Origin of the sequence: Paraburkholderia flagellata (assembly GCF_021390645.1) — a bacterium.
In the GTDB taxonomy this organism is placed as follows: Bacteria; Pseudomonadota; Gammaproteobacteria; order Burkholderiales; family Burkholderiaceae; genus Paraburkholderia; species Paraburkholderia flagellata.
Genome location: NZ_JAJEJT010000001.1, coordinates 762,919 through 778,894 on the forward strand (window position 1 = coordinate 762,919; position 15,976 = coordinate 778,894).

Here is a 15,976-nt window from a genome sequence, read left to right on the forward strand (position 1 = left end):
CTTGCTCATCGCCGCGCCTGATGGTCCGCCCTATACAGAGTCGGATTTGACATCCGTGCGCTCGGTAATCGCCGCGAGAACGGCCAGCATGGTCGCGTAGAAAGATACCGTGCTCTTCAGGTCGAAGGTCTCGACGGTCAGCCCGAAGACGAAAAACATCAGGACAAAGGACAGCCCCATGAGCGCCGTGCGCCGCGTCGTCCTCGATGCGGATTTGAGCTTCGCCGCGAAAAACACCGCCGGCACGACGTAGATCGCAAGCAGCGCGAGGCCGCCCACAATGCCGTAGTTGGCCATGTAGGCGAGCAGCTGGTTGTGCACTTCGCCCTCGCCGAACGCCGCCGCCGTGGGGGTGAGCACACCTTGCTTCGCCATCGTGGTCATCTTGTCCCGAAACCCGTCGCCACCGAGGCCCAGCACCGGATGTTCTGCGATTAGCGTTGAAGCTGCCTCATAGAGCTGCAGACGAATGCCGACCGACGTGTCGCGGTGGCCTTGCGTGTACTGCGCCAGGTCGGATGACACACCGTTGACGCGCTCGCGCACTGTCCCCGAGAGTCCGTACGCGAGTCCGAGCAGCAGCGCGACAGCCACCGGCATCAGTACCTTCCAGTGGAATGGTTTGTTTCGGCCGAGCTCCCACACGATCAGCAAGGCAACCAGCGGGATCGCCGCCCAGCCGCCGCGCGCGCCAGACAAGAGCGATGCAGCGAGGCCTGCCAACAGGCCCGCGAACTTGAGCGCGCGCCAGAGCGCCGAATCCTTGCGCCACCAGTTGAGCGCAATCGCCGACAGTACACCGAGTGCGAGCGCGAGATCGCCAAAATGGATCGGGTTCAGGAACGCACTGCCGATGCGACCGTCGCCCCAATCGCGCGGCAGGAAAAGGGCGAGGGCGAGCGCGGACACGGCTCCCAGCGTAAAGGAGAGGTCCGCCCAGACGAAGATTCGCGGCGGCGCGCGCCGCAGCGCGAGAAAGATCGGGATCGCAAGCAGGAACCGCGACGGCGAATCCCAGGTCCGGAACAAAGGATGCCCATGTGAGAGCGTACTGAGCGCGACGGCGGCAACGGGGCCGCAGAGTGCGAGGCAAAACGCGAGTCCGTGTCGCTCGAGCGGCGCATACCCATAGGGTGCGCCTGCGGGCCGTGAGCACAGTGCCGCCAGCGAAATGACGGCCGCGCCGATCGATACGGCGCTCGACGCGCCTTGCACGAGCATGGCGATAGAGGGAAAGGCGAGCAGAAAAGCCGCGGTCAGCCAGTCGCTGGGCACGGTGCGTCGGGAATCAATCGTAACTGCTGTCGGCATCGCTACACTGCTATTGTCGGGAAGGGCGGGCTGTTTTCACTTTGCCCCGTCGTTACGTTCTCTGCGCAGCTTTGCGGGTGAGACGTGTGACACGAAACCCATCATTGTACGCACACATTCTCCTCACTCGCACCTGCACCCGAAAAACCCGTGGCGCGGCCCTTTTGATTATGGGGGCATATCAATAAGGGCATCTTTCGTCCCTACAAAAATCGACGGCAAACTCACAAGCGTGGCAGGAGGATGTGCAGCTTGTCGAGCGCGTCCGTGCCATTCGAGGCGACTGATAGGCCGACGCAGCGAGAGCCCACGGCGGTAGCGTCCGGCGTGCACACCGTAGCGGATGTGGTCTCACGAAATCGGCACCGCGCCGGCCGTGAGACTCATTTCGCGCCGCTGGCGAACAACGCACGCTTCATCTTGTGCAGCGTGCGATATGGCGTCACGAAGTGCAGCAGGCTCTTCGCGACGCCGGCCCAGTCGCGCCAGTTGATCACGTTCAGATAGCGCAGTTGCAGGCGCAGCGTGGAGACGATCTGACGCCGCCGCTTCGTCGCGCTGATACCGCCTTCGTTCAACTCGTAGTACAGACCGAGTTCCGGCAGATTCGCGCACTCGTAGCGCTCCATCAGTCGCAGGAATAGGTCGAGGTCTTCGGCGGCCGGATATTGCACACGATAGTTGCCCACCGCGAGCACCGAGTCCACACGTAGCATCACCGACGGATGCACGAGCGGCGAGCGCAAGAGGCGCGTGCGGCGCAGCATACGCGCGTCGGCGCTCGGGCGCAGCATGAAAAGCGGCTCGCCCGCCCGATTTACCACCTGAGTCCACGTGCCGAGTGCCGCAAGCGCGGGCTCCGCTTCCATGCGCGAGCGCTGCTTCGCGAGGCGCTGTGGGGCGGCAAGATCGCCCGCGTCGATACGCGCCGCATAGCGAAAACCGCGCGCGGCGAGCGCCTCGACGCCCGCCTGCAAGGCGCGCTCGATGCCACCGTTCTTCGGCATCCGCAAGACTTCCACACACATTCCCGGCACCTCGGGCGCGACGATGGGCGGCGCACTGCCATCGTCGACCACAAGCGCATAGATGGTGGCGTCCTCATCAAACGAAGCGAGCGTACGCGCAACGTCGTCCTGCCCGTTGTACGCGGGCATGAGCACGGCGACGTCAGCGAGCGCACCCTCTCGTGCGCCGCTCGCTGGGAGCGCGGCGGAATTCATCATGGAACTAGCTTGAAGCGGATGTAATAGAGATTCACGCAGGCGGCCGCGAGATAGCCGGCCGCGAGGCCGCACAACGCGCCGTACGAGCCGAATCGCGGGATCGCGACGAGATTCACGGCGAACGCCACGGCGAGCGCGAGCAGCCATTTCGCGAGCAGCACGAACTTCGCCTGATATTTGAGCACGACGAGGTTGCCGATGGCTTCGAGCCCCGCCGGTACCGAAAGCCACACGGCCCAGCGGAAGATGCCGATTGCACCTTCGTAGTCCGGTCCGAACACGCGGCCGATGATGAAGCCCGCGAGTGCGTCGAGCACGAGCGCACCAGCCACCATCAGTACGGCTGTCATCGCTAAGAGGCGCACGAGGTTGCGCCGCAGTTGCGCGGTCTGCTGCACGCGATAAACGAAGGCGGGCGCGATGGTTTGCGAGAGCATGAGCGCGAGCGTGATCCAGTTCTCGTTGAGCTGCTGCGCGGCGGAGTAGCGGCCGAGATCGGCGAACGAGATCGTGCGCTCGAGCATGAGGCGGTCGAGCTTCAGGAACAGGTACATGCAGATGAGGCCGAGCCAGAATACCGTGCCTGCGCTCGCGAAATGCCTGAAGAGCGAGCGGTCGACGTGCCAGCCGAGCTTGCCGCCGTGGCTGTGCCGGAAGTAAAGCACGAGCGCCGCGCCAATCGCCGCCGATTCAAGCGCCCAGAGCCAGCCGAAGCTGGCGGGCGCGAACGCCGCGCGCGCGAGCAGGTACACGAGCAGCGCCTTGATCACGGCCGTCGTCATGCTCGCGAGCAACTGCGGCTTGCTGTACGTCATGCTCTGCAGCCAGGCGTTGATCACGCCCACGAACGGCTCGCGAAAGAGCATCGTCACCGCGAGACCGGCGAGCATGGCGCCGACGAGCGGGTCGGTCACGCCGAGCGCAATCCCGGCCCATGTGACGAGGAGCGCCGCCGCCGACACGCCGATGCGCAGCGCGAACGCACTTCCGAGCACGGTGCCGAGTTGCTCCGGCGGCCGGTTGACGATGGTGGGCACGAGGATTTCGGAGCCGCAGACCCAGGTAATGGGCGCGAGCACAAGCAGGAGCGTGTTGGCGTACTGCCACTTGCCGAATACGTCAGGGCCGAAATAGCGCGCGAGGACGCCGCTGATGACGATGGCCACCGCGATCTGCGTGACGCGCTCAAGGCCAAGCCACACGATGTTTGCAAACGCGCGTGCGACGTCGGGATTGCCAAATCGGCCAAAGCGCTTGAGGCTCAGCATCGCGCCTCGCCACGGCGGGAGGCGCTAAAAAAGGGGCAGGCACGCGGCATGCGCGATCTCTCCGCCATTTTTGACGAATATTTTGGCGATAAAAGGAAACGGCGAAGCATTAAAATGGGTGCATACCACAGCCGAAAAACGGCAATTATAGTTTGTAACGGATCCCACTTTTCGTAACGCCAGAGGCTTTCAGCTACCTGTCCATGTTACGAATAGACCCGAATCCCAATCAGGACGTGAGCCCCAACATGATTTCGAAATCGATTTTCAAGGCATATGACATTCGCGGCGTGATCGGCAAGACGCTCGACACCGACACCGCGCGCGCCATCGGCCGCGCCTTCGGCAGCGAAGTGCGTGCGCAGGGCGGCGACGCTGTGGTGATCGCGCGTGACGGCCGGCTCTCGGGTCCCGATCTCTCGCGTGCGCTGGCCGACGGCCTGTGCGAAGCCGGCGTGGACGTGGTCGACGTCGGCATGGTGCCCACGCCCGTGGGCTACTTCGCCGCGAGCGTGCCGCTCAAGCTGGTGGGCGGCGAGCGCAACGTCGACTCCTGCATCGTCGTGACGGGCAGCCACAATCCGCCCGACTACAACGGCTTCAAGATGGTCCTGCGCGGCAAGGCGATCTACGGCGACCAGATCCTGGCGCTTCACGATCGCATCGTCGCAGACCGTTTCGACGCGGGCGAGGGCAGCTATACGAAGTACGACATCGCCGACGAATATGTGGCGCGCGTCGTGAGCGACGTGAAGCTCGCGCGTCCGCTGAAGATCGTCGTCGATACCGGCAACGGCGTGGCAGGGGAACTCGCACCGCGACTCTTCAAGGCGATGGGCTGCGAACTGGTTGAGCTGTTCACGCAAATCGACGGCAATTTCCCGAACCACCATCCGGACCCGGCGCACCCCGAGAATCTGCAGGACGTGATCCGCGCACTCAAGGAAACGGATGCGGAGATCGGCTTCGCGTTCGACGGCGACGGCGACCGTCTGGGCGTCGTGACCAAGGACGGTCAGATCATCTACCCCGATCGCCAGCTCATGCTGTTCGCCGAGGAAGTGCTCTCGCGCAATCCGGGCAAACAGATCATCTACGACGTGAAGTGCACGCGCAATCTCGCGAAGTGGGTGAAGGCAAAGGGCGGCGAGCCGCTCATGTGGAAGACGGGCCACTCGCTCGTGAAGGCGAAGTTGCGCGAAACCGGCGCACCGCTCGCGGGTGAAATGAGCGGCCACGTGTTCTTCAAGGACCGCTGGTACGGCTTCGACGACGGCCTGTACACGGGCGCGCGTCTGCTCGAAATCCTCTCGCGGGTTCCCGATCCGAGCAAGCTGCTCAACGACCTGCCGAACTCGCACGCCACGCCCGAACTGCAGCTGAAGCTTGAGGAAGGCGAGAACTTCGAGCTGATCGCGAAGCTGCAGAAGAACGCGAAGTTCACCGGTGCAGACGAAGTCATCACTATCGACGGCCTGCGCGTGGAATATCCGGACGGCTTTGGTCTTGCACGCTCCTCAAACACCACGCCTGTGGTCGTGATGCGCTTCGAGGCCGACAACGATGCGGCGCTCGCGCGCATTCAGGCCGACTTCAAGCGCGTGATTCTCGCCGAGAAGCCGGACGCGAAGCTGCCGTTCTGACGACGACGGCCGCGCATCCGGCCGCCACGTAAACCGCGAGCCCGCACACGCCCGTTTCAACGGTCTTGTGCGGGCTCGCTAACGTTTCCGTGCTCGTTATGGCTGTCGCGCGCCAGGCTGTTCCCCCATACTTGGTCACACAAGCTATCGCGAGGCACGACCGGCACGTGATGCGCCGCCTGACTGAAGGGCGGGGCGTCGCGGTCTCCCGGCCCAAGCGTCGCGCATGTCAAGGAGGGCCGGGGGATGCCGCGTGTCGTCAGGTTCGGAGTCGCTGGTATCGTTGCGATCGACGATCGTCTTTCGATTGCCTCTGCCATATTCAGTTGGCTCGTGCGCGGCGCCGCCGCCGCAACCCTGGCGACGCTCGATGCCGCCAACGTCTCGTTTCTGTTGCAGCCCCTAAGTAGCTTTTCCTCGCGTCCGACCGCTGTGCACTTCCTGCGCGTGCGCGCTGCTACAGTCTCGACCAGCGATTTTCTGGTGACGGCGGCACCTCCTCTGGTTTGCGGACGGCGGACTAACTGGCTGTTGACCTTCACGCCTATCGTCTGCATCTTTGTGCGGTCTTCCGGCTTGCCTGCCAAATCGACCGCTCTGGCGGCATGATCGTGCGCGACGATTCCCTTCATCGCGGTTCCCGGCCATTGCTCGCGGCTCCCGGCTGGCTCGACGGGCAGCGTATCCGTATTTACGCGGCCTTCGTGCTGCTGGTGAATATTGGCTACCTTTCGCTACGGATATGGTTTGGATGCATCGACCGGATACCCAACGTCAGCCCGCCAGGATGGGATTTCGCCGTGTTCTGGAGCGCTTCCTGGCTCGCGCTGCACGGGCCGGCTGCCAGTGTGTTTGACACCGCCCTCATCGAGCGCATTGCGTTGCCGTTGCAGAACATTCTGCCGACACCGTTTGTCACGCCGTGGACCTATCCGCCCACATTTTTGCTGGTCATGTTTCCGGCTGCGTTGTTGCCTTTCCCGGTCTCGTGTCTCGTGTACGTTTCGGCAGGGATTGCCTTCGCGTACCACGCGTGTGCGCGGATCCTGCCGAGCGTGCGGAACCCGTCATGGTGGCTGCCGGTTATCGCCTTTCCTGCAATCTGGGTGGCGGCGGACGCCGGGCAGAATTCATTTTTGACTTTTGGGCTCATGGGGCTGGGACTCATCGCCCTCGACAGGCGACCGTGGCTCGCTGGAATTTTCTTCGGACTGCTGGCCATCAAGCCGCAACTCGGTCTTGTGATTCCCATCGCGTTGCTGTTCGGTAAGCATTGGCGCGCCTTCGTGTCGGCGGCGCTGACTGTCGGCGTGTTTTCCGCGCTCGCCGGGTTGGTCCTCGGATTCGACACGTTTGCCCGCTTTGCGCAGGCGTTGCCCGCCTTTAGCCAATTCGTCGTCCAGTATTCAGAGCGGTGGCCGCGCGGTATCTTGACGGTGTTCGGCGCCGCACGCCATTTCGGCGTGGCCGTGCCGACCGCGTATGGCTTGCACGCGGTCGTGGCGGCGCTGGCCGCGAGCGCCGTTGCCTGGCTTTGGGCCACGCGCGCGAGTTTCGAGTTGCGGGCGTCAGTGCTCGTGCTCGCCACGCTGCTTGTGCCAACCTATTTGATGCCCTATGACCTGCTTTGGCTAGGCTTGCCGATTCTCTGGCTCGTGCGGGACGGTGCCCGCAACGGCTGGATTCGGGGCGACGGAGTCGCGGTGGTGAGCGCATGGTTTTCACCGCTTGTCTTCTATACCCCTGGAGACTGGGCGGCCGGCGTCTATGTACCGGCCATCGTATTCGCATTGTTGATGGTCGTCGTGCGTCGCTGCCTTGCGCAACAGGTTGCGCACGGTAGTGAGTGCGTCAGTATGGCCTTGGCGTGCGAACGAAGTGGCTCGAACATTTGCGGTCGATAGACGACGCATTTTCAGGGATCGTCAGAAGGTCTCTGAGTGCAAGTGTCCACTTGGACACTTGCACTCAGACCGTAAAGTCCGCGACTCGAGACCTTCGGAGCTCCATTGTCGAATGGCACGATTGCACGTATCGAATCGCGCATCCGTTTTGTTTGGCAACGCATAGACCGAACTGCGGCTGGCAGATATAAGTGTAGGTACGGAATAAGCCTCAAAACTATTCTATTCAGAGCTGGTGCACAGCCAAGAGGCGGTAGAGGCGCGTCGCGTGATTTCACGCTTGCGCTGACTTACGGGGGACAACATGGGTAACTACGAATCGAGCACTGGTGCCGCGGACACGCCACGTGATTCGGACGGACTTCTCGTCATGTTGGTGCTGCTATATTTCGTTCCGTCGATCATCGCCTCCCGTTGTATGCACCGTAGGCGGCGCGCCATCACGAGGCTTAACATGCTGTTCGGATGGTCCGTGCTCGGCTGGATAGTCGCTTTCCTGTGGGCGCTGACTTCGGTACAGAAAGGTGGCTCTGCAATGAGCAAGCGCGCAAGTGAAACTGCGGGAATCGGCGACGAAGCAAGGACGGTTTTTCACTAATTGAATGTTGGAACTGAGCTTCGTGTACTCGGTTCTCACCGGACGCTGTAAGTCCTGGGATTTGCGCACTCAGGGTGACTCAAGCAGCGCGGAACGCCTCTCGAAGAAGAGTAATAGGTGATAACCGTGGATACGTTAGGCTCGAAACGAGAACGCCAATGCTCGCTGTCGCCCCCGAAAGAGAGTTTGGTGCTTTGCAGTGCCGCGCTATTGTTTTCCCAATTGGCGATCCTCATTGCATGGGGTGTGGCTTGTTGGCCCCTGCATATTCGGTATGTGCTTCCGCTGGGCATTGATTTCCGCGTCTTTTGGGGTGCATCTCTTCTTTCGCTTAGTCACGGGCCATTGGCGGCGTTTGATCCGCAATTGTTGCACGCCGCTGAGAGGGTTGCATTTTCTTCCTCATCGCTCGATCCTAAGTTCGCACCCTGGGTATATCCACCAACATTTCAGCTGTTAGTTTACCCGCTTGCGCTAGTCTCCTATTCAATTGCGTATGTCCTGTTCGCGTGTCTGAGCCTGGCAGCCTGCGTGGCCGCATGCGCTCCTCTGATGAAGACGAGGCCACTGCCGTGGATCACGCTATTCGCCTTTCCGGGGATCTGGGTAGTCATACTTCAAGGTCAAAATTCCCTAATTACCTTGGCGCTCGCTGCAGTTGCGGTCGGAGTCGTCAAAACGAGACCAGTATTGGCCGGTGTGTTCGCGGGCATGCTAATCATCAAGCCGCAACTCGCACCGGTTTTTCCACTGATGTTCCTCTGCGGCCGGCACTTCCGGGCATTGCTCGCAACGGCCCTGACGATGCTTGTGACGTGCGCTATTAGCACAATAGCGTTTGGCGTTCCGCTATGGACTGCATTTTTCCGCTCAGTCTTGCAATTCAATGCAACAACGCTAACGCACGGTGACACCGGGATATGGCTTGCAATGCCGACGTTCTTTGCGCTGTCTCGACGCATGGGGATGAATGTCGAAGCGGCGTACGTGGTGCACTACGCAGTCGGCCTGTTTGCCCTCGTCGCATCGATGCGGATATGGATCAAGCATCCCGATAGCGAGATGGGTGCGGCAGCCGCAATAGTCACTGCCCTGATGCTACCGCCATACTTGATCTATTACGAACTGGCGTGGCTCCTACTCCCCATTATCTATCTTTGCCGTAACGCCTCGAGCCACGCAATAGAAGCGAATATAGGATGTGCTATCGTCGCAGTCTCTTGGGTGATCCCGATCATTGCCTTTCTAACAGGTTGGTTTCACGTCGAGCAGTGGGGCACATTTCTGCTCCCCGCTTTGCTTGCGCTGATCTGCTATCGCTCTCGCTCGGTTGACCCGGATCCACATTTCGACCGTCGCATATCGCAGTTTCCGCAGGACTGCGTCGAAGGCCGTTAAGGGCATGCCTGATCGTCCGCCAGGTAGCGCGACTCTGACTTTTTCGTCACGACTGGCGCGGACATCGTCGCGGAGCGTGCAGCCGACGCTCGCGATCTGGCCTTATGGTGTGCTATTTGTCACAGCAGCGAATGTATGCCGGCAAGTGCAACTGTGCACGGTCCCGGCTGCCGAGTTCCGCGGCCTCGCGCTAAGCGTTACGCAGCGGGTTGCGGCGGATTTCGCGCGAGTTCTACGTCCTGGGCTTCAGAGATCGTCAGCTATTTCGCGTGGTCGCGTGACGAGTGCACGAGTAACAGAATGAGCCACGCCGTGGGGAGAAACGCAGCCCATGGGTGCGTGGTTGTCGCTTTGCAGATCAAGAGAAACGAAAGGAGAGGTGTGGACCATGCAAGCGTCACCATGGCATGGTTAATCGCTGCAAAAGACTTCGATGGGTGCCCTGCGTCAGCGCGCGCGCAAACGTGAATGACAGGCAGAAGCAGCCAGGCGAGGTCATAGTATACGAGATAGGGTTGAATCACGAGCGTGGTGACGACGGCGGCTGCGGCGAGCCCTTCCCGATTCGTTCGGCGCAACCAGGCCATCGAAGTGGCTAGCACCGCAGCAAGGGCGATTGCGATGTGTACCGCGTACGCCAAGCCCGTCCCTACACCGGCCGAGCGCATGAATGCGAAGACAGTGGGCATGGCACGCCAGAGCCCGCCCTCGTTGTGCGACAGTACGGCATCCTGAAACCACGCCGCGGCTTGAAAGAACTTGATCCAGAGCGACCAGCCAAACAGCACACCGCTTACTGTGCAGAACAAGCCGGCCGTCAATATCGTTGCGGCACACGCTCGATAGTGACGGCCGCAAAGAAAGAACAGTGGGAACAGTATTCCCAATTGAGGCTTGATGACGAGCATGCCCGCACAGACGCCAGCCAGGACGGGCGCAGTCTCTAGCATTGCGAGCGCGCCTGCCGCCAATCCTAGCGTGAGCAAGGAATTCTGGCCGTGAACTATCGCCACCCATATCCCCGGAAACGCCGCGACAGTTACCCAGGGCAAAGCATCTTGCTTCATCGCCGGTATGCAGGCGAAGAGGCAGACCGCTATGCCGATAGCCATAAAGAGTGCATACGAAGCCGCATAGGGCAGCAACGCGAGCGGGTACACGAGTAAGTGAAACGTCGGCGGGTAGATCCACGGTGCGAACATGTTCGCTATAGGCGAGCCGGCCTGCAGCGACGCTTCGCAGGCCAGTAGCTGTTGTTGGTCGAACGCCGCCGCGGCGCCGTGGTGCAGTGAAACCTCAGAGGCGCACCAGAAGACCCGAAAATCTGAACCGGGGAGCGGGACACCTTCTTTATGGAGTCCCCAATAGGACACCGCCCAGATTCCGAATAGCACTGCCTGCAAGATGAACAATGCCGCGCTGTACAACCGGATCCGTTCCTTGCACAGCCACGGCTGTTGTTCCGCTGTACCCGCCGCCTGATGGTTGGCTTGGGCCACGACGCGCATCGCGACGCGCTGCGCATCGAACGCGGCTTCTGATCGACGCATTGTCATCGGCCAGCCGCTCGCACCTGCGACGCGCCACGCCAGCGAACCAGTTCCAGCGCCGCGCTATGGGTACGAGCTTCTGCACGTTCGACGGGCAGGACGCTGATCGTGGCGCGCGACTCGTAGCGCCGGCGCACGAGGTACACAGGCCGATCTTTTGACTCGTCGTAGATGCGCCCGACGTATTCGCCAACGACACCGATGCCGACCAACTGTATTCCGCTCATGAACAACACGACGGAAACCAGGGAAGCGTAGCCCGGTACGGGATTACCGAACAGCAACGTGCGGCCAACCATGAAAGTACCGTAGCAAAACGCGAGCGCTGCTATTGCGCCACCGATATACATCCAGCTACGCAACGGCACCGTGCTGAAACTCGTAATCCCTTCCAGAGCGAAATTCCACAGGCGCCAGCCCGAGAACTTGGTTTTGCCTGCGCTGCGTGGTGTGCGTTCGTAGTCGATCGTGACCGTGTTGAATCCGACCCACGCGAACAGACCCTTCATGAATCGATGCCGCTCCGGAAGACTGCGCAGCGCATTGACCACCTGGCGATCCATGAGTCTGAAGTCGCCCACGTTCTCAGGGATTTTCAGTTCCGACAGCGCGTTGTGAATGCGATAGAACAACGCTGCGGTTGTGCGCTTGAGAAAGGAATCGCAGGCGCGGCTGGCTCGCCGGGCGAGTACGACTTCCGCACCCTGGCGCCAACGCTGGATCATCTCGGGGATCAGCGAGGGCGGATCCTGCAGGTCAGCATCGATGACGACGACAGCATCACCGGACGCTTCGTGCAGACCCGCAGTGAGTGCGGCCTCCTTGCCGAAATTGCGCGTGAGGTCGATGACCTTGACGCGCCGGTCGCGCTCGCTCACGAGTACGAGTTTCTCAAGTGTGGCATCGCTGCTGCCGTCGTTGACGCAGACGATCTCGAACCGCGCCGATGCAATGGACTCCATCGTCGCGATGATCTGTTTGAAAAACAGTTCGACCCCGTCCTGCTCGTTGTAAAACGGAGCGACGATAGAGATGAGCGGGTCCTCGAGCCCGAATCCGACGCGGCGCACTTCGTCGCCGAAAGGCGTGTTCATGATGTTTACTCCCTTTTACGACGAGGCTGCGATGGTGGAAATTGCCTGCGCGCTTCGCTCGCGCGCGATCTGCGCGATCAGCATCCAGAGCGTGGCAATCGAGATGAGCGGGGTGAACGGAATGCGCAGATGAGAAACGAGCGTGAGACCGGCAATGGGGGCGAGCCAGAGTACGGCCAGCCATTCGCGTTGTCCGCGCTGAAAGCCGTGCTCTCTTGCGTGATAGACCACCCATGCGATCAGGATTCCATACCATGTGAGATCGTAGTCGTAGAGATACGGGCTCACGAGCATGCTGGCGCAGACGAGCACGGCGGCGCGCAGACCAAAGGCGCTGGGCCGGCCCCACGCGTAGCAGACGGCGGCTGCGGCGCATAGCGCGGATACGGCCTGTGCGCCACTGGCAAGCGCGGTCGGAGCATGGAGCAGCTTGAGCGCCCCGAACAGCGTGGGTACACGAAAGAGGTGGGCCCGTCCCGTTTCGACAAAGCTGTTGGCGAGTCCCATGTTATGGACGAACGCGACGAGCGTTTCGCTGCCGAAGGCCAGGACCGAGAGCGCCAGCGAAATCGCCACGCCCGCGCTCATGGCGCCCAGTGCGCGCCACGAACGCGAAACGAGTAGCGCAAGCGGAATGAGCACGCAAAGCTGCGGCTTCATGGCGACGAGCGCAAAGCACAGTCCGGCGAGTATCGGGCGGCGGCGCAGCAGGATGAGACCGAGTCCCACCAGTGATGCGGTGAGCAGCCCATTCTGGCCGGCAGTCAGCACGAGCGCGGAACCGGGGAAGGCGATTGCGATGAGCGCGGTGCGCGGGTGAGGCACGATCGTCTTGACTACTTTGACAAACAGGGCGAGCGAGCCAAACAGGAAGATGGGTGCAGAAATCGTGAAGGGCAGCAGTGCCAGCGGATAGACGAACAAGAGGAACGTAGGCGGATAGAGCCACGGAAGGACACCGACGGGTCGTCCAGCGGCATATTCTTCGACGGGCTTCAGAATGCCAAAGTTATAGGCATCCACTGCGTGACCTTGCAGGGCGAGATGCGAGGCGCTCCAGAACGGCAAGCAGTCCACGGCAAGCACGCTCAGTTGGGGATCCTTGAGCCACACCAGGTGATACACGTATGCCACCGCCACGGCGAGATAGTAGACAAGCGCGGCGAGCGGGTAGATCCACAGGCGTGAGCCGCTCAACCAGTGCGAGCCCGGCTGTTTGGCTTCGAGGGGCTGAGCGGGCGCGGCCCTGACCGTACTCATGGAATCTCGGAAGGTCGTCTGGTTCATGGCGTGGTCTCTTGCCTAGAGGATGGGATCGATGCGTGTGCGACGGAGCACCGCGAGCAGCATGAGCAACAGGATCACGGGTCCGGTTTGGGGCAGCCTGAGTATCTGGTTGACGAACTCGAACAACGGCAGCAGCCAGACGAGGAGTAGCACGGGCTGTTCGCCGCGTAACCACCCGCGACGCAATCCGGTCGCGAGCAGACCGGCGCACGACAAGCCGACCCACGTCAGTTCGTAGTGCCAGACATAGGGTGTGACGATCAGCGTGGCGGTCCCGAGCGCGGCTGCCCGCAGGGCGGTGTCGTGCGTCGTGCGCCAGATCTTCCACGCACCGCAAGCAGCGATAACGGCAATCGCAGCGTGCATCAAGCCCGCTGCCGTCAGTGACGCCCCAATGAGCCGCAGCGAGGCGAACACGGACGGAGATGCAAGCCAGAAGCGGACGTCGTGCTCGAGGATGAGCTCGCGCGCCATACCGACATTCCCTGCGAACAGCCGAAGCGAAGGGGTGCCGCAGAGCGCCATGCTTGCGAGGGAAAAAAGCACGGCCGTCACAGCGGCGCATCCAAACACTCGCCATGCTCGCGCCGCGATCAGAACGAGCGGGAACAGAATGCCGAGTTGTGGCTTGATCACCAGCAAGCCGATGCAGATCCCGGCGATCACGGGGCGCCGGTCGATCGACGCGATCGCAAACGCGGCGAGTGCCGCAGTAATCAGCGCGTTTTGCCCGAAGATGGCGCACACCATCACACATGGCATGGCGAGCACGACGTAGCGAGCGGCTGCAATGCCAAGCGGGCTTTGTGCGAGTCCGGAAACGCGAACGGTCGCGCCGACGAACGCGAAGGCGCTTGCGCCCAGGAATGCGAAATAGGCAAGCGGAAGCGGCAACAGCGCGAGGGGCGTGACGAACAAAAGGAACGTGGGCGGATAAAGCCAGGGGATGAACGCGCTCTTGGGTAAGCCACCGCTTACTGCGATCACGATCCGGGAAAATGCCGAGTAGTCGAAGACCGCGGAGGCTTGGCCGTGCAGGACTGCGTGGCTGGCCGACCAGAAGACGAGCAGGTCGGAACCCGGACGCCAACCACCGGAAGCGGCAAAGCCATGAGTCACCCAAGCCCAGAGCGCCACGAAGCCGACACCGATGACGAGCATGACGGTGCTGTAGGCAATGAGTCTCTCGCGCGAAAGCCAGGAGCACGCTGTCGAATGCAAGCGTGAGCCATCCGGCCCAAGTGGTCGCATTTTTTGTAGTCCCCGTTGAATATTTTCAGTTGGCGGCATTGCCGCCTATTTTTTTTCCCCCGAACGCGCAAGCAGTGCGATGTATGGCAGTACCCGCGTGTTGCCTGGATTATTGCGAGACGAGTGCATCGGGAGCAATGCAGACTGCATCGCCAATGTTCGCGCGCTAACACTCCCACGCCAGGTCACTTCCAATGAATAAAGCACTAAAAAAAGATGTGAAGCGTAGCGCGTCGAAGCGGTGGATTTCGTCGGGTAACTACTGATTTTGAGGTGAGATGTGTCTCATGGGTTTTGTATAAGCGCGTGCTTAACGCTCGTGATCATGTCTAAAAAATAGATGACATAGCATCCAAATATCTAATCGAGGAAAGTTACTGACGAACGGTCGTGCCAAGTTTAAGAGGAAAGTGTGCGGGAAATTAAGGGTTAAACACGAGACTGGATTTTTGAATGAGCGAATGCTTCGTGCTGGGTCGACAGGAAAGTAGTGGATAAAGCATGCTTTCGATCGAGGCGGTGTCGTTGAATTAAGCGGGGTGGGCCACATGTGGCGTGTCAATTTTTCCGATTTGGTGTGGTTAGCAACAGGAAATTGTTGCGCGTGTGGCGAAGCGCACAAAGTCATCGAAATGACACGCGTAGAACTGCGCCTGTGGCTGCAGCGCCGAACGAGGTGACGTAGCCCCACCCACCCTCAAAACCACATGGAAACGGGGGTTGACCATGTCCACATCGATTGGAGATCAAAAAATGCAAACGATCATCGCTCAGGCAAGGAAGTTCGTTCGTGACGAAAACGGCATCACGGCGCTCGAGTACGGGATGCTCGCGGGTCTGATCACGGTGCTGATCATCGCCAGCATCGCGTCGATCGGCTCGACGCTGCAAAAAGTGTTTTCCGACGTCGCCAACACGATCTGACCGGTGTGCGGGCGAGTGTATGCAACGCAAGCCGCACGCGCCCCATATCGCTGGATGGACCGGGATTAAGCAGGCTCATAACTCGCTGGAGATCAAAAATGCAAACCATCATCGCTCAGGCAAAGAAGTTCGTTCGTGACGAAAACGGCATCACGGCACTCGAATACGGGATGCTCGCGGGTCTGATCACGGTGCTGATCATTGCCAGCATCGCATCGATCGGCTCGACGCTGCAAAAAGTGTTTTCCGACGTCGCCAACACGATTTGACGGATGCGCGGGGCGAGCGGGTACGCAACGCGAACTGCACTCGCCCTGCATTTCATACCTACAGGGGATCAAAAATGCAAAAGATCATCGCTCAGGCAAAGCGCTTCGCCCGTGACGAAAACGGCATTACGGCTCTCGAGTACGGGATGCTCGCGGCCCTGATCACTGTGCTGATCATGGCCAGCATCGCATCGATCGGCACGACGCTTCAAAGCGTGTTCTCCGACATCGTCAATACGCTCTAACCCGTGCG

15 protein-coding genes are annotated in these 15,976 nt (G+C 60.9%); 8 read left to right on the forward strand and 7 right to left on the reverse strand.

From position 1 onward, the window contains the following. Window positions 1-30: 30 nt before the first annotated feature. From L0U83_RS03270 to L0U83_RS03280, 3 genes are all read right to left on the reverse strand, one after another. Window positions 31-1,311: an O-antigen ligase family protein gene (locus tag L0U83_RS03270; protein ID WP_233880472.1), complete on the reverse strand. Its 1,281-nt coding sequence runs from the start codon at window positions 1,309-1,311 to the stop codon at window positions 31-33. Between the two features lie 383 nt (window positions 1,312-1,694). Further along, window positions 1,695-2,537 (reverse strand): glycosyltransferase, encoded by an 843-nt coding sequence (locus L0U83_RS03275; protein ID WP_373320971.1) that lies wholly within the window; start codon window positions 2,535-2,537, stop codon window positions 1,695-1,697. Next, complete coding sequence (locus tag L0U83_RS03280) at window positions 2,534-3,805, reverse strand: oligosaccharide flippase family protein (protein ID WP_233880474.1); 1,272 nt, start codon at window positions 3,803-3,805, stop codon at window positions 2,534-2,536. Before L0U83_RS03280 ends, L0U83_RS03275 begins: the two co-directional genes overlap by 4 nt. 248 nt (window positions 3,806-4,053) lie before the next feature. Between L0U83_RS03280 and L0U83_RS03285 the strand changes: the two genes are divergently transcribed. The 5 genes from L0U83_RS03285 to L0U83_RS03305 all read left to right on the forward strand — a co-directional run bounded on the left by L0U83_RS03285 (window position 4,054) and on the right by L0U83_RS03305 (window position 9,348). Beyond that, a complete protein-coding gene (locus tag L0U83_RS03285; protein WP_233880476.1) occupies window positions 4,054-5,448 on the forward strand; it encodes a phosphomannomutase/phosphoglucomutase in 1,395 nt (464 codons plus the stop codon). Between the two features lie 246 nt (window positions 5,449-5,694). Then, window positions 5,695-6,057, forward strand: a complete 363-nt coding sequence (locus tag L0U83_RS03290) for a hypothetical protein (RefSeq protein ID WP_233880477.1) — start codon at window positions 5,695-5,697, stop codon at window positions 6,055-6,057. Further along, window positions 6,054-7,352 carry a glycosyltransferase family 87 protein gene (locus L0U83_RS03295; protein ID WP_233880478.1) on the forward strand — a complete coding sequence of 433 codons (1,299 nt, stop codon included), beginning with the start codon at window positions 6,054-6,056 and terminating at the stop codon, window positions 7,350-7,352. The genes L0U83_RS03290 and L0U83_RS03295 overlap by 4 nt, the downstream gene beginning before the upstream one ends. A gap of 304 nt (window positions 7,353-7,656) precedes the next feature. After that, window positions 7,657-7,950: a superinfection immunity protein gene (locus L0U83_RS03300; protein WP_233880479.1), complete on the forward strand. Its 294-nt coding sequence runs from the start codon at window positions 7,657-7,659 to the stop codon at window positions 7,948-7,950. Window positions 7,951-8,076: 126 nt separating this feature from the next. Then, on the forward strand, window positions 8,077-9,348 hold the full coding sequence (locus L0U83_RS03305; protein ID WP_233880480.1) for a glycosyltransferase family 87 protein: 1,272 nt from the start codon (window positions 8,077-8,079) through the stop codon (window positions 9,346-9,348). 260 nt (window positions 9,349-9,608) lie between these two features. Here the strand turns inward: L0U83_RS03305 and L0U83_RS03310 are convergent, their stop codons facing one another. The 4 genes from L0U83_RS03310 to L0U83_RS03325 are packed head-to-tail and all read right to left on the reverse strand — an operon-like array spanning window position 9,609 to window position 14,500. Further along, window positions 9,609-10,904, reverse strand: coding sequence for a glycosyltransferase family 87 protein (locus L0U83_RS03310; protein WP_233880481.1), 1,296 nt, complete (start codon window positions 10,902-10,904; stop codon window positions 9,609-9,611). Further along, window positions 10,901-11,992 (reverse strand): glycosyltransferase family 2 protein, encoded by a 1,092-nt coding sequence (locus L0U83_RS03315; protein ID WP_233880482.1) that lies wholly within the window; start codon window positions 11,990-11,992, stop codon window positions 10,901-10,903. Before L0U83_RS03315 ends, L0U83_RS03310 begins: the two co-directional genes overlap by 4 nt. A 15-nt stretch (window positions 11,993-12,007) precedes the next feature. Further along, window positions 12,008-13,252 carry a glycosyltransferase family 87 protein gene (locus L0U83_RS03320; protein ID WP_233880483.1) on the reverse strand — a complete coding sequence of 415 codons (1,245 nt, stop codon included), beginning with the start codon at window positions 13,250-13,252 and terminating at the stop codon, window positions 12,008-12,010. Between the two features lie 42 nt (window positions 13,253-13,294). Then, on the reverse strand, window positions 13,295-14,500 hold the full coding sequence (locus L0U83_RS03325; protein ID WP_233880484.1) for a glycosyltransferase family 87 protein: 1,206 nt from the start codon (window positions 14,498-14,500) through the stop codon (window positions 13,295-13,297). Between the two features lie 783 nt (window positions 14,501-15,283). On the opposite strand from L0U83_RS03325, the gene L0U83_RS03330 reads away from it, so the two are divergent. From L0U83_RS03330 to L0U83_RS03340, 3 genes are all read left to right on the forward strand, one after another. After that, window positions 15,284-15,454 carry a Flp family type IVb pilin gene (locus L0U83_RS03330; protein WP_233880485.1) on the forward strand — a complete coding sequence of 57 codons (171 nt, stop codon included), beginning with the start codon at window positions 15,284-15,286 and terminating at the stop codon, window positions 15,452-15,454. Between the two features lie 98 nt (window positions 15,455-15,552). Then, a complete protein-coding gene (locus tag L0U83_RS03335; protein ID WP_233880486.1) occupies window positions 15,553-15,723 on the forward strand; it encodes a Flp family type IVb pilin in 171 nt (56 codons plus the stop codon). A 74-nt stretch (window positions 15,724-15,797) separates the two neighbouring features. Continuing rightward, window positions 15,798-15,968: a Flp family type IVb pilin gene (locus L0U83_RS03340; RefSeq protein ID WP_233880487.1), complete on the forward strand. Its 171-nt coding sequence runs from the start codon at window positions 15,798-15,800 to the stop codon at window positions 15,966-15,968. Window positions 15,969-15,976 lie beyond the last annotated feature (8 nt).